Raw genomic sequence first — 12,722 nt, forward strand, 5'->3', positions numbered from 1 at the left:
CTCAGCCGATGAATCCGGGGGTGTCCTCCATGAGCCTGCGACCCTTATCTCCTTCGGAACGCGCGGCGGCCCTGAACAAGGCGGCCGCCGCGCGGGCCGCCAGGGCGGCCGCCAAAGAACGCCTCAAAAACGGCAAGACGTCGGCAGCGGACCTTATCGGTGCCGCCGCCGCGGATGACGCCCTGGCCCGGATGCGGGTGGTGGAGCTGTTGGAGGCCCTGCCGGGCATCGGAAAAGTCAGGGCTGCAGCCATTATGGAGCAGTTGGGCATAGCGGCCTCCCGCCGTCTCCGCGGGCTGGGCATTCACCAGCGCCAGGCGCTGGTAGATTTTATAGACGAGAAATAGGGCGTTTCTAGAGGCGCCCGAACCCAAACTCCGCCGCAAAGGAATACGTGAGCAAGAAACCGGGACTGACAGTCCTCGCTGGTCCGACGGCTGTTGGCAAAGGCACCGTGTCCACCTACATCCGGGATAACTACCCCGAAGTCTGGCTTTCCGTATCGGCCACCACCCGCGCTCCGCGGCCCGGTGAGCAGGATGGCGTCCACTACTTCTTCAAGTCCAAGGAAGAGTTCGAGTCGCTCGTTGCGGCCGGCGAGTTCCTGGAATGGGCCGTAGTCCACGGCCAGAACACCTACGGCACGCTGCGGAGTTCCGTGGACCAGGCCATCGCGGCCGGCAGGTCCGTCCTGCTGGAGATCGATCTGCAGGGTGCACGCCAGGTCAAGCAGGCCGTTCCTGACGCCCAGTTTGTGTTCCTGGCGCCGCCCAGCTGGGACGAAATGGTCCGCCGACTGGTGGGTCGCGGCACGGAAACTGAGCAGGAGCAGCAGCAGCGGCTGGAAACAGCTAAACTGGAACTTGCCGCTGAACCGGAGTTTAACCACACCGTCATCAATGATGACGTTCGCCGGGCAGCGGACGAGCTTGTTTCACTCATGGGGCTGACCCCGCACCCGCACTAGTAGCCGGTAGCAGCCAGCCCGTTAGAATTTGGAGAATTCGTGTCCACGAACCTTGAAGGCATCATCAACCCGCCGATCGACTCACTGCTTAAGGCAGCTGATTCCAAGTACGGCCTGGTGATCTTCGGTGCCAAGCGTGCACGTCAGATCAACGCTTACTACGCCCAGCTGCACGAGGGCCTGTTCGAGTACGTCGGCCCCCTGGTCGACACCAAGCTGAACGAGAAGTCGTTGTCCATCGCCCTGCGCGAAATCAATGAAGGCAAGCTCGTTTCCACGCCGATCGAAGCCGCAGAGTAAGTTCAGACTGCCCTGTTGACGGAGGTCACGTGCGCATAGTCCTCGGAGTCGGGGGAGGGATTGCGGCCTACAAGGTCGCATCGCTCCTCCGGCTTTTTACTGAAGCCGGCCACAATGTCACGGTGATTCCCACCGAGGCAGCCACCCGCTTTGTGGGTGTCGCCACGTGGGAGGCCCTGTCCGGGAACCCGGTCAGCAACAGCGTCTTCGACGACGTGCACCAGGTCAACCACGTCAGGCTCGGCCATGAGGCCGACCTCATTGTGGTGGCGCCCGCGACGGCCGATCTCTTGGCTCGGGCGGCCACCGGACAAGCCAATGACCTCCTCACCAACACGCTGCTTATGGCCAGCGGCCCGGTACTCTTTGCCCCCGCCATGCACACGGAGATGTGGCAGCACGCCGCCACCCGCGCCAACGTTGAAACGCTGCGGAGCAGGGGAGTGGCCGTCCTGGAACCGGCCAGCGGCCGGCTCACCGGCACCGACTCCGGTCCGGGCCGCCTGCCTGAGCCCGAAGCCATCTTCGACGCCGCCATGGCACTCGCCCAGGGCCAGTCCGATTACCAGCTTCCGCTGGCCGGGCGGACCGTCACAGTCAGTGCAGGCGGAACGCGGGAACCGCTGGACCCCGTCCGTTTCCTGGGCAACCGGTCCTCCGGTAAGCAGGGCGTGGCGCTGGCCGTCGCCGCCCGCAACGCGGGTGCCACGGTCCGCCTCGTCGCCGCCCATATGGAGGTCCCGGCGCCGGCAGGGGTGGACGTCGTGACCGTTGAGACCGCGCTGGAGTTGCGCGAGGCCATGCTGGCAGCCGCGGCGGATTCCGACGTCGTGATCATGGCTGCGGCCGTGGCGGACTTCCGCCCCGCCGAGATCTCCGGCACCAAGATCAAGAAACGTGATGACACCGCGGACCCCGTCATTTCCCTGGTCCGAAACCCGGACATCCTCCACGAACTGGTCGAGGTCCGGGACCACGCTCCCGAAAACCAAGCCAGCCGCCGGAGCCAGCTGATTGTGGGCTTCGCAGCAGAGACCGGTGACGGCCAGGGCGACGTCCTGACCTACGCGGAGGCAAAGCTCAAGCGCAAGGGCTGCGATCTCCTGGTGGTCAATCATGTGGGATCGGACAAGGTTTTTGGGCAGGACAGCAACTCGGTAGTCATCCTTGCCCGCTCCGGCGCCGAACCACAACTGGCCGCCGGTACCAAAACAGAGGTTTCGGCCGCCGTCATCACGCGGGTCGGCTATGAGCTGAACCACGTTTCGCCACGCGCCTGACCGAAAGCCACGCACCGTTTCCTTAGCACGGGGACACACGCCGCCGGACGTCCGATTCCCAACCAGTAAGGTAGTTGAGTGACTTTACCGCTGCACATTCCCCACACCCACGGGGCCACGCCCTCCGCCCTCCGGCTCTTCACGTCCGAGTCGGTCACTGAAGGCCACCCGGACAAGATCTGCGACCAGATCAGTGACGCCATCCTGGATGCACTGCTCGCCGCGGACCCCGAGTCCCGCGTCGCCGTGGAGACCATGGCCACCACCGGCCTGGTCCACGTTGCCGGTGAGGTCACTACCGACGCCTACGTCGAAATCCCGCAGATCGTCCGCGAAACCATCCTCGGCATCGGCTACGACTCCTCGGCCAACGGCTTTGACGGTGCCCGCTGCGGCGTCTCCGTCTCCATCGGACAGCAGTCCAACGACATCGCCGGGGGTGTCTTCAACTCCCTCGAAGCCCGCGAAGGCCGCCAGGAGGACGACTACGACCTCCAGGGCGCCGGCGACCAGGGCCTGATGTTCGGGTACGCGAGCGACGAAACCCCGTCCTACATGCCGGTGCCGATCTGGATCGCGCACCGCCTGTCCGAACGCCTCACCGAGGTACGCAAGTCCGGCGAACTGTCCTACCTCCGCCCCGACGGCAAGACCCAGGTCACCATCGGCTACGACAGGGACGTCCCGGTTTCCGTCGAAACCGTCGTCATCTCCAGCCAGCACGCCGCCGGCACCAGCCTGGACCGGCTGCGCGCGGACCTCGCCGCCTTTGTCATTAAGCCCGTCTTGGCTGCAGCCAACCTGGACATTTCCCGGGCGGCCAACATCCTGAACCCGGCCGGTGAGTTTGTCATCGGCGGGCCCGTCGGTGACGCCGGCCTGACCGGACGCAAGATCATCGTGGACACCTACGGTGGCATGGCCCGCCACGGCGGCGGCGCCTTCTCGGGCAAGGACCCCTCCAAGGTGGACCGTTCCGCTGCCTACGCCATGCGCTGGGTTGCCAAGAACGTCGTGGCGGCCGGACTGGCAAAGCGCGCCGAGATCCAGATTGCCTACGCCATCGGCCAGGCCCGCCCCGTGGGCACGTACGTCGAGACCTTCGGCACAGAGACGGTGGACCCGGCCAGGATCAGCGCCGCCATCGCGGAGATCTTCGACCTCCGCCCGCGTGCCATCATCGATGCCCTGGACCTCAAGCGTCCCATCTACGCGAAGACCGCCGCGCACGGACACTTCGGCCGTGACGATCCCGACTTCACCTGGGAGCGCCTGGACCGCGTGGAGGACCTGAAGGCCTTCTTCAACGCGTAGGCCAGTCCGCCATGGCCTCTGATGAGTCTGTCCCTCCCGGCGCCGTCCAGTTGTCGCTGCTGCAGGGCTTCCCGGCGAAGACCAGGCCGTCCGGGCCGCCGCTGGCCGCGCACCTTCCGGTGGCCAGGGTCCTCGTGGAGACGCCGCTGCCGCATCTGGACCGGCCTTTCGACTACAGCGTGCCGGCCGAACTGGACGGGGCCGCGCAGGCCGGCGTCCGGGTCAAGGTCAGTTTCAACGGCCAGGACCTGTCCGGGTTCATCATTGAACGGACTGAAGAATCCGACGCCGGCCACACCCTGGTGCCCCTGCAGAAGGTGGTCTCTCCCGTCGTCGTCCTGACGCCGGCTGTCCGGGACCTGGTGTCCGCCGTCGCAGCCCGGTATGCGGGCACGGTCAGTGACGTCCTTCGCGTCGCGGTGCCTCCGCGCATGGCGAGGCTCGAGAAGGACTTCCGCTCGGTGCCGGCAGCAGAGCCTGCGTCACCGGAACCGCCGGCCGACGCCGGGGCTTTGACCGGTCCGGACGTCCCTGACGGGATAGGAGCAGACTGGGCCGGTTACCGCAACGGCCCGGCATTTGTCCGCCACCTGAGGCACGGCGGATCCCCACGGGCGGTCTTCAACCCCCTTCAGGGCTTCGGCCCGGCAGCCTGGCCGCACCTGCTGGCAACCGCCGTGGCAGCAGTCCGTGCCTCCGGCCGCGGCGCCGTGGTGGTGGTGCCGGACTACCGGGACCTGGACCAGCTGGAAAAGGCGCTCCTGGCGGTGCTGCCCGCCGACGATATCGCCCGCCTGACATCCGATGACGGCCCCACCCCCCGCTACCGGAACTTCCTGCGCCTCCTTGCCGGGTCCGCGCGCGTAGCCATCGGCACGCGCTCGGCAGCGTTTGCCCCGGTCCGGGATCTGGGCCTTGTTGCCTGCTGGGACGACGGCGACGACCTCCACATCGAACAGCGTGCCCCGTACGCCCATGCCCGCGACGTGCTGCTGCTGCGCGCGGACCAGGAAGGCACAGCGTGCCTCATGGCCGGTCATTCCAGGAGCACGGAACTCCAGCGGCTGGTGGAGGCCGGCTGGGCCATGCCCGTCGAGGCCGATCGGGCGTTCGCACGACGGACCGTGCCCCGGGTACTGAACACTGCGGACAGCTTCGAACAGGAACGCGACCCCCTGGCGCTGGTTGCGCGGCTTCCCGGTGCCGCGTGGCGGGCTGCCAAGGACGGGCTGGAACGTGGGCCCGTCCTGGTGCAGGTGGCCCGCGCCGGCTACGCGCCGTCGCTCGTCTGTGAGACGTGCCGCGAACCCGCCCGCTGCCAGGCCTGCCAGGGTCCCCTTGCCCTGGCCGGAGCCACCGGCAGCTCCGCGGTCCCGCAGTGCCGCTGGTGCTCCACGCCGGCACCGGAGTGGCAGTGTGCCCATTGCGCGGGGCACAAGCTCCGTAAGGGCGCCACGGGCGTCCTGCGCACAGCCGAAGAGCTGGGCAGGGCATTTCCCGGAAAAACCGTCATCACGTCCTCGGGCGGCAACATCAAGGCCGGCGTTGGCAGCGCCAAGGCCTTGGTGGTGGCCACCGTCGGGGCCGAGCCCGTGGCGGAAGGCGGTTACGCAGCGGCGCTGCTCCTCGACGGCGACTCCCTGCTCCGCCGGGAGAACCTCCGCGCCGGGGAAGACACGGTGCGCCGCTGGTTCAACGCCGCGGCTTTGGTGCGCCCGGCGTCCGACGGCGGACTGGTGGTCATCACCGCGACGGAAAGTGTTGCTGTTGGCGCGCTGCTGCGGTGGGATCCGGCCGGGTACGCCCGGCGCGAGCTGGAACTCCGGATGGAACTCCAGCTGCCGCCGGCGGTCAGGATTGCCTCGGTCACCGGCCCCCGGGCCGCCGTCGTACATTTTTCCGGGACCGTGGAGAAGGAGCTGGCCGCCGCCGGCGTGACGCTGCGGACCGCAGGACCGGCTCCGCTGGTCCTCACCGGTCCAGCGGCCGCCGGAGGTGCCCAGGGGGCCGGGGAGGACGCCCGGACCCTGCTGTTCTTCGCATACGGGCAGGCAGCCACTGTCACCCGGGTGTTACGTGCAGCGAAGGCTGCGGCCGCCGCCAAGAGGACCACGGAACCGGTCCAGGTCAGGCTGGACGGCGTGGACGTCCTCTAGCGGCTTCCTCTGCCGGCATCAGTCAGCGGCTGCGCCGCGCCATGATGTCGTGGGCCACGTCCACCAGCTGCTGCGCGGATTCGTCCCAGCTGAACCCCTGCGCACGTGCCACGGAACGCCGGGACACCTGTTGCCAGTGGGCGTCGTCCCGCAGTTTCTGCACGGCCGCGGCGAACTCTGCCGGGGATCCGGGATCAACGTAGGTTGCCGCGTCACCGCCCACCTCGCGGAAAATCGGGATGTCGCTGGCGATGACCGGCGTGCCGAGGGCCATGGCCTCCACCAGCGGAAGACCGTAGCCTTCGGCGCGGGAGAGGCTCACCAGTGCGGTGGCGCGCTTGAGCAGGACGGCATATTCGGCGTCGGTGACCCCGTTGTGGAAGACCACCGTGGCACCCGGCGGCACCATGATCTCCAGCTCGGCCCGGCGCTCGGCGGTGATCCTGCTCAGCAGGTGCAGGGTGAAATCTGGCAGCTCGGACATGCCGGCCACCATTGTTTCAACGTTTTTGTAGGGCATAAACGAGCCCATGTACACCAGCGAATGGTCCGCCCCGGCGGCGGGATCACGCGATTCCTGGGCGGGCTGCGGGGCGTTGCTGATGATCCGCACGGGCCTTTTGGTGAGCCGGTACTTGGCCATCAGCGCTTCCGTGGTCCGGCTGATGGTGGCCACGGTGTCCGCCCGGTTGAGGAGGACGCGCTGCGGCCAGAACGCCTTGTGGTAGAGCCGCCAGAGCACGCGGACGGGCGCCGGCAGGAATCCCGGGGGAGCGGGGTGCTCGTAGTAGATGAGGTCGTGCAGGGTCAGGACCAGGCCGTACTTGCGCCCCCAGCTGCCCATGGTCTGCATGGGGCACACCACAACATCCGCGCCGAGCGGGTTGATCCTGCGGGCCACGAACAGCTCCAGCGGGGACAGCGGACTGTTGATCAATGTGTACGGAACATCCGGGAGCAGCGCCAGTTGGCGCGTGTCGCTGATAAGCATGGAAACGTCGGCCACCTTTGCCGTGGCGGCGATGAGGCTGGCCCCGTAACGGCTGATGCCGTCATGATGATCGGTCCGGGTGAATCGTGCATCGATGACAATCTTCACGCGGGGTGGTCCTTAAGGAAGCTGCGGATGAAGCCGGCGGCGGGGCCGGGCGTTTCGTAGTGGATCAGGTGGCCGACGCCGGGAATGACTTTGAGGACGCCGTCGGGGAGGAGCGCGGCGAGACGGTGCTGGTCCGGCAGGGTGGCAATCTCGTCCTTTTCGCCGGCGACCAGGAGCACCGGCAGGCTCAGCTTCCCGGCAACCTCGGCCACATGGCCACTGACGGACGCCGTGAACGATTCGAGGAGGCTTTCCCGGTCCGCGAAAGCGCTGAAGTAGGCATGGTGCTGGCCGTGGATGAAGCGGCGCAGGTCTGTGTCGGCCGTCTTGGCCATGGCCTCGCTCATGACCCTGACAATCAGCGGACTGCGCAGCAGTGCCAGTCCCAGCGGGCGGGGGAGCCGGGCCGCCAGCCGGTAGTAGAAGACGGCCAGCTGGGTCATGATGCCCTTGGGGCCTTCCAGGGCAGGCGCGGCGATGGGGTTGATCAGGATCAGCGGCGTGACGGTACCCGGGTGGGTGGCGACAAAATGGGCGGCGACGATCGAGCCGAAGGAGTGCCCCAACAGCACGGTGTCCGGGCCGAGGCCGAGCGCCGCCATAAGGTCGGTGACAAAGGTGCCGTACTGCTCCACCGAATGTTTCCCGGACACAAACGCGGCGGAGCTGCCGAACCCCGGCAGGTCCGGCATGATGATGCGCATTTCCGGCAACTGGTCTGCAACCCGGAGCAGGCCGTGGTGATCGCCGCGGAAACCATGGATGACGAGGATGGTGCGGGTGTCCGGTGTGGCCTGGATCGGTTCGTAAGTCCAGTACGCCACGGTGCTGCCGTTAATCACGATGTCGGCGGCCCGGGTGCGGGCGGCCAGCCCGGCGCTGAAGAAGGAGGGCACAGGGGATGGCTGTTGATCGGCGGTTTTCATGACCCTCGGTCCTAGTTGACGTTGTCGGGGTGGGACCCGGTGCGCTGACCGCGGTCAAGCTCGGCAAGGGCTGCCATGTCGCGGTCTGAAAGTTCAAAGCCGAAGACGTCCAGGTTTTCCCGGATCCGGGATTCGGAGCTTGCCTTCGGAATGGCGATGTTCCCCAGCTGGATGTGCCACCGAAGAATGATCTGGGCTGCTGTCCTGCCGTGCTCGGCGGCCAGAGCCAGGACCACGGGATCCAAGAGAACGTGTCCGCGCGCCAGGGGACTCCAGGCTTCCGTCCGGATGCCCAGGGCGTGGTGTTTGTCCCTCAGCTCCGCCTGCTGCAGCCACGGGTGCAGTTCAATCTGGTTCACGGCGGGCACCACTTCGGCGCTCTCAAGCAGCCGGTCCAGGTGCGCGGGCTGGAAGTTGCAGACACCGATGGCGCGGACTTTGCCTTCGCGGTACAACGTTTCGAGGGCGCGGTATGTGTCGGTGAACAGATCCCGCTTGGCGCAGGGCCAGTGGATCAGGTACATGTCCACGTAGTCCAGGCCGAGGTTGACCATGGAGGTATCGAAGGCACGGAGCGTTGAGTCGTATCCCTGGTCATCGTTCCAGACCTTCGTGGTGATGAATACGTCCTCGCGCCGCAGGCCGGGCGAGGATTCCCCGGAGCCGCCGCTTCTGCCTTCGGAATCCATGGCGGGGCCGAGCCCCCGCGCCACGCCGGTTTCGTTGCCGTACATCGCTGCCGTGTCAAAGTGGCGGTATCCGGTGCCGAGGGCCGTGGCCACCAGGCCGGATGCTTCCGCTGCCGGAACTTTGTACAGCCCGAATCCCAACTGGTCGATCAGCACACCGTTGTTGAGGCTGAGCCGGGGTGAGGTCTTCATAGCATTGACTTTACCCATTGGGCCAGGCGACACCGCCAAAGCCCACCAGGCGGCGCGCGGTGGCTTCATCCACGATCAGGTCGGTGGCAAGGCCGGCGGAGAGGGCGCCCCGCAGGCCGTTGATCTTGGATGCCCCGGAAATCACGCAGATCCGCCGGCGGACCTGGCGCAGTTGGGCGAGCGCCGGACCCGTGGAGCGTTCGTTCAGGACGATGCCGTCAGAGGATCCGTCACGCCGGAAAAAGACCGTGGCAACGTCACCCACCACATCTGAATGGGCCAGCATCTTGAGATCGCTCTCGTCCAGGTATCCACCCGCATAGACGTGGCTCGGGTAGTCGGCGTGCACGGATCCAACGCCGAAGATCGCGATGCTCATCCGGGCCTGCAGGTCCAGGATGCGCTGCACACTGCGCTCATTCCACATGGCGGTCTTGGTGGCCGCATGGTCAAAAAACGCGGGAACAGGGAACTGCTCCACGCGTGCGCCGTAGGCACTTCCGAAGCGGCGCATGATGTCACTCGCGTAGGTGATGCCGGTGGTGTGCATGTTGCCGGCGCCATTCAACTGGACCACAACGGTATCGTGCGTGATCTTGCGCGTGAGGTGCCTGCTGACTGCACTGATCGTCGAACCCCATGCGACGCCGATAATCGCATTGGAGTCCACCAAAGGGCCAATGGTGCGGGCTGCCTGAATGGCCACGCGGTCCAGGGTTTCGGCCTCGTTCAACGACTCCAGCACCGGAACAACGTGCACGTCCACGTTGTACTCGCGCCGAATCATGCTTTCGAGTTCGGGGCCCGTATCAAGCGGGTTTCGGATCTGGATCTGGACCAGTCCAGTATCCCTGGCCGCCGACAGAAGCCTCGAAACAGTGGACCGGGATGTCCGCAATTCGCGGGCGATCGCGTCCATCGTCAGGTCCTGGAGGTAATACATCTGTGCAGCCCGCAGCGCATCTGAGTGCCGGGAAGGTGTCATTCTGATTCCATTCTGCACGTTTGTGCATAGTGCTTGACTCCATTTTCCATTAGTCCAAACAATAGTTGAAGAACGACGGTGCGTCCGGCGGATGCCGGCACGCCAATAACCCAAGGAGCAGTGTTGGGACTCAAAGATTCATTCGGCCACAGCGGAGCCACGCCCGCCCACAGCACCGGACCGCGCGCAGCGGTGCAGGGTCTGCGGAACCGTCCGCACGCCAAGGTATTGATCATCGGCGGTGGCATCAACGGCGTGGGAACCTTCCGGGACCTCGCCCTGCAGGGAGTGGACGTGGCCCTGGTGGAGCGTGGCGATTACTGCCAGGGTGCCAGCGGGGCGTCCTCCCACATGATTCATGGCGGCATCCGTTACCTGGAAAACGGGGAATTCCGCCTCGTCCGCGAATCCGTGGTGGAACGCAACCGGCTCCTGCGGATCGCACCGCACTACGTGAAGCCCCTCCAGACCACCATCCCGATCTTCAGCACCTTTTCCGGCGTCCTGTCCGCACCGTTGCGGTTCCTCACGCACAAACAGCACGGCAAGCCCAAGGAGCGCGGCGCCTTCCTGATCAAACTGGGGCTGAGCATGTATGACTCGTTCTCCCGGGACGGCGGCTCCGTACCGCGCCACCAGTTCCGCGGACGCAAGCGTGCCCTCGCCGAGCTGCCGCAGCTGCACCCCGGCATCAAATACGCAGCCACCTACTTCGACGCGTCGGTCCACAACCCCGAGCGCCTGACGCTCGATGTGCTCCAGGACGGCGAGAAAGCCGGGCAAGTCAGCGGCGGACCGGAAAGCTCAACAGCACGGGCGAGCAACTACCTTGCACTCCATTCGCTCGGCGGGGCTGCCACGAAGCCCGGCACAACAGGGTCAGGCACCACGGTCCAGCTCCGCGACGAACTGACTGGCGAGCTGTTTGATTTCACCGCGGACGTCATTGTCAACACCACCGGCGCCTGGGTGGACCTGACCAACGAAGCCATGGGGGCGGCGTCGGCCTTTATGGGCGGCACGAAGGGATCGCACATAGTTCTGGACCACCCGGGCCTGCTGGAGGCCTGCCACGGCCGGGAGATCTTCTTTGAGCACACGGACGGCCGGATCGTCCTCATCTATCCCATGGGCGACCGGGTCCTGGTGGGAACCACTGATGTCCTTGCCGACATGTCGAAGGACGCTGTGTGTACGGAGGAGGAGATCGAGTACTTCTTTGACTTGATCGGACACGTCTTCCCGGACATCACCGTGCAGCGTGACCAGATCGTCTACACGTTCTCGGGTGTGCGCCCACTGCCACGCCACGACGCCACGCAGCCGGGGTTTGTCTCGCGCGACTACCGGATTGAACGGCGCACGCCGGCTACCGGGGCACCCGGCGCAGGAACCGCCGTCGTACTCAGCCTGGTGGGCGGCAAGTGGACCACTTTCCGGGCCCTGGCCGAGCACATGGCAAATGACGTCCTTGCCGAGCTGGGGATGGAACGGAAGGTCTCGACGGCGAAACTCGCCATCGGAGGCGGCGCCGGCTTCCCCGAGGATGACGCCGGAATCCAGAAATGGATCAAGGCGCACATGGGTGCCGGCCGGGATGCGGACCGCACCGCCGTCCTGCTGACCCGCTACGGCACGAGGGCGGACGACGTGATCCGGTACCTTGATGCCGGCCCGGACAGGCTGCTCCGCTCCACCCGTGAACTCAGCGTCCGTGAGCTGGAGTTCATGGCCCGGAATGAGCAGATCGGGCACCTCATCGATGTCCTGGTCCGGCGAACCTCGCTTGCCTTCCGGGGCCTGGTGACCGGTGAACTCCTCGTCGAGGTGGCCGATGTCCTTTCCGCACCACTCGGCTGGGACGCGGCAGCCAAGGCTGACGAGATCCAACGTGCACGGGAGGTGCTGGAGCGCTTCCACGGCGTGCAGATCCACAGCCTGGTGGCCTAGGCAGGCCAGGCTGCATCCGGGGCGTCAAAGCGCTCCGGTTCAACGGTCCTTCAACCCGCGAAGGACCGCACAATAGAAAATAGAGGAGTCAATGATGTCTCTTGGAATTGTTTTTCTTTCCGAAGTCTTCGGAACGGCGATGCTCACCCTGCTGGGTTGCGGCGTCGTGGCCAACGTTGCCCTGAAGGGCACAAAAGGCAACAGCGGCGGGTTCCTGATGGTGACCTGGGGGTGGGGGATCGCCGTCTTCGCGGGTGTTTTTGTTGCCGCCAAATCCGGCGCCCACCTCAATCCCGCCGTCACGCTGGGCCTACTTGCCAAGCAGAGCAAGGAATATGCCCCCGGCGTCCCGGTAGATGCGGCCTCAACTTTCACCTACTTTGGCGGTGAAATGCTCGGCGCATTCCTGGGTGCTGTCCTTTGCTGGGTCGCATACAAGCAGCACTTCGATGCCGAACCCGTGGAAGCCAACAAGCTGGCGACGTTTTCCACCGGTCCGGCCATCCGCTCCACGCCCTGGAACCTGCTCACGGAGATCATCGGCACCTTTGTCCTGGTATTCGTCATCCTGACATTTGGCGGGACGCCCTCGGGCCTGGGGCCGCTGGCGGTGGCACTGCTAGTGGTGGGCATCGGCGTATCCCTGGGTGGACCCACGGGTTATGCCATTAATCCGGCCCGCGACCTCGGGCCACGCATCGCCCACGCAATCCTGCCCATCAAGGGCAAGGGTTCCAGTGACTGGGCCTACTCCTGGATCCCCGTCGTAGGGCCGTTGGTCGGCGGTAGCCTTGCCGGCCTGGTGGCGTTCTGGGTTCCCGCGATCATGCCTGCAGTCGCCGGCTAGTAACCATTTTCAAACAC

Annotated in this window: 12 protein-coding genes; 8 read left to right on the forward strand and 4 right to left on the reverse strand. The window is 65.9% G+C overall.

Going from position 1 to position 12,722, the window contains the following annotated elements; translation table 11 throughout:
• The first annotated feature begins 29 nt into the window (after positions 1–29).
• From mihF to NFC73_RS16460, 6 genes are all read left to right on the forward strand, one after another.
• Entirely contained in the window at positions 30–347 is a 318-nt protein-coding gene (gene mihF / locus NFC73_RS16435; RefSeq protein ID WP_168223552.1) for an integration host factor, actinobacterial type, read from the forward strand.
• A 47-nt stretch (positions 348–394) separates the two neighbouring features.
• Positions 395–967, forward strand: coding sequence for a guanylate kinase (gene gmk / locus NFC73_RS16440; protein ID WP_141140718.1), 573 nt, complete (start codon positions 395–397; stop codon positions 965–967).
• A 39-nt stretch (positions 968–1,006) separates the two neighbouring features.
• Positions 1,007–1,267 carry a DNA-directed RNA polymerase subunit omega gene (rpoZ, locus tag NFC73_RS16445; RefSeq protein WP_056340218.1) on the forward strand — a complete coding sequence of 87 codons (261 nt, stop codon included), beginning with the start codon at positions 1,007–1,009 and terminating at the stop codon, positions 1,265–1,267.
• Between the two features lie 29 nt (positions 1,268–1,296).
• The gene (coaBC, locus tag NFC73_RS16450; protein ID WP_254751891.1) at positions 1,297–2,547 is read left to right on the forward strand and encodes a bifunctional phosphopantothenoylcysteine decarboxylase/phosphopantothenate--cysteine ligase CoaBC; all 1,251 of its coding nucleotides are present in this window, start codon (positions 1,297–1,299) and stop codon (positions 2,545–2,547) included.
• Between the two features lie 78 nt (positions 2,548–2,625).
• Entirely contained in the window at positions 2,626–3,861 is a 1,236-nt protein-coding gene (metK, locus tag NFC73_RS16455; RefSeq protein WP_254751893.1) for a methionine adenosyltransferase, read from the forward strand.
• 11 nt (positions 3,862–3,872) lie between these two features.
• On the forward strand, positions 3,873–6,017 hold the full coding sequence (locus tag NFC73_RS16460; RefSeq protein WP_254751895.1) for a primosomal protein N': 2,145 nt from the start codon (positions 3,873–3,875) through the stop codon (positions 6,015–6,017).
• A 22-nt stretch (positions 6,018–6,039) separates the two neighbouring features.
• On the opposite strand, the gene NFC73_RS16465 is transcribed toward NFC73_RS16460, so the two are convergent.
• The 4 genes from NFC73_RS16465 to NFC73_RS16480 are packed head-to-tail and all read right to left on the reverse strand — an operon-like array spanning position 6,040 to position 9,908.
• On the reverse strand, positions 6,040–7,116 hold the full coding sequence (locus NFC73_RS16465) for a glycosyltransferase family 4 protein (RefSeq protein ID WP_254751897.1): 1,077 nt from the start codon (positions 7,114–7,116) through the stop codon (positions 6,040–6,042).
• Positions 7,113–8,042: an alpha/beta fold hydrolase gene (locus tag NFC73_RS16470; RefSeq protein ID WP_254751899.1), complete on the reverse strand. Its 930-nt coding sequence runs from the start codon at positions 8,040–8,042 to the stop codon at positions 7,113–7,115. Before NFC73_RS16470 ends, NFC73_RS16465 begins: the two co-directional genes overlap by 4 nt.
• Before the next feature lie 11 nt (positions 8,043–8,053).
• Positions 8,054–8,923: an aldo/keto reductase gene (locus NFC73_RS16475; RefSeq protein WP_104060716.1), complete on the reverse strand. Its 870-nt coding sequence runs from the start codon at positions 8,921–8,923 to the stop codon at positions 8,054–8,056.
• Positions 8,924–8,933: 10 nt separating this feature from the next.
• Positions 8,934–9,908: a sugar-binding transcriptional regulator gene (locus tag NFC73_RS16480; RefSeq protein ID WP_058932384.1), complete on the reverse strand. Its 975-nt coding sequence runs from the start codon at positions 9,906–9,908 to the stop codon at positions 8,934–8,936.
• Between the two features lie 123 nt (positions 9,909–10,031).
• Here NFC73_RS16480 and NFC73_RS16485 point away from each other — a divergent pair, with 123 nt between their 5' ends.
• Both NFC73_RS16485 and NFC73_RS16490 read left to right on the forward strand, forming a co-directional pair.
• Positions 10,032–11,858 carry a glycerol-3-phosphate dehydrogenase/oxidase gene (locus NFC73_RS16485; RefSeq protein WP_254752002.1) on the forward strand — a complete coding sequence of 609 codons (1,827 nt, stop codon included), beginning with the start codon at positions 10,032–10,034 and terminating at the stop codon, positions 11,856–11,858.
• 94 nt (positions 11,859–11,952) lie between these two features.
• Positions 11,953–12,705, forward strand: a complete 753-nt coding sequence (locus tag NFC73_RS16490) for an MIP/aquaporin family protein (RefSeq protein WP_254751901.1) — start codon at positions 11,953–11,955, stop codon at positions 12,703–12,705.
• Positions 12,706–12,722 lie beyond the last annotated feature (17 nt).

Source organism: Pseudarthrobacter humi (assembly GCF_024294965.1).
GTDB lineage: Bacteria > Actinomycetota > Actinomycetes > Actinomycetales > Micrococcaceae > Arthrobacter > Arthrobacter humi.